Origin of the sequence: Parasphingomonas puruogangriensis, from assembly GCF_036663635.1 — a bacterium.
Lineage (GTDB): Bacteria > Pseudomonadota > Alphaproteobacteria > Sphingomonadales > Sphingomonadaceae > Sphingomonas.
Genome location: NZ_JAXOJI010000039.1, coordinates 1 through 1,127, shown reverse-complemented (window position 1 = coordinate 1,127; position 1,127 = coordinate 1). Strand labels below are relative to the sequence as shown.

Genomic DNA, 1,127 nt, shown 5'->3' with positions numbered 1-1,127 from the left:
GGTGTTAACCCCCATCGACTGCAAGTACTTCTTCACGTTGCGCGCAGCCTGGCGCAGGCGATGTTCATTCTCCACCAAAGCAATGCGAACATATCCTTCGCCATCTTCGCCATAGCCCACGCCGGGGGCAACCGCGACCTTTGCCTCGGTCAGCAATTGTTTGGAAAATTCAAGGCTCCCCAAATGCGCGAGCGCAGGGGGAAGCGGTGCCCATGCAAACATCGAGGCACGCGGCGCGGGAATATCCCAACCGGCACGCCCAAACGCGTCGACAAGGATATCGCGGCGCTTGTGATAAAGCAGGCGGTTTTGTTCGACAATGTCCTGCGGACCATTGAGCGCTGCACAAGCGGCCGCCTGAATGGGTGTGAACGCCCCGTAATCGAGATAGCTTTTCACGCGCGTCATTGCCGCGATGAGCTCACGGTTGCCGACCGCAAAACCGACCCGCCAACCAGCCATTGAATAGGTTTTGGACAATGACGTAAATTCGACAGCGACGTCCTTGCCGCCCTTAACCTGCAATATGGACGGCGTGGGCTTACCATCAAAATAGAGTTCCGAATAAGCAAGGTCGGACAATATCCATACCTTGTTTTCCTTAGCCCATGCGACAAGCCGTTCGTAGAACGCGAGGTCAACTGTCTCGGCCGTCGGGTTGGACGGGTAATTGACGACCAGTATTGATGGACGCGGAACCGTGAACGCCATTGCCCGCTCAAGCGAACGGAAGTAATTTTCATCGGGCGTAGTGGGCACTGACCGGATCGTCGCGCCTGCAATGATGAAGCCAAAGGTGTGGATGGGGTAACTCGGGTTTGGCGCAAGCACGACATCACCGGGCGCGGTAATCGCCGTGGCGAGGCTCGCCAAGCCTTCTTTCGACCCCATCGTTACAACGACCTCGGTCTCGGGATCGACTTCGACCCCAAAACGTCGACCATAATAATTGGCCTGGGCCTTACGAAGCCCTGGAATGCCTTTGGAAGCAGAATAACCATGTGCGTCGGGCTTGCGCGCAACTTCACACAACTTCTCAATTACGTGCGGCGGCGGCGGCAAATCAGGGTTACCCATGCCCAGGTCGATTATGTCCTCACCCGCCCCGCGCGCCGCCGCACGCATCG

At 57.4% G+C, this 1,127-nt stretch carries 1 protein-coding gene; it reads right to left on the bottom strand.

Translation table 11 applies throughout. The annotated features are described in order from the left end of the window. On the bottom strand, positions 1 to 1,127 hold a 1,127-nt coding region (locus U1739_RS21035; RefSeq protein ID WP_332710569.1), incomplete at both ends, for an LL-diaminopimelate aminotransferase.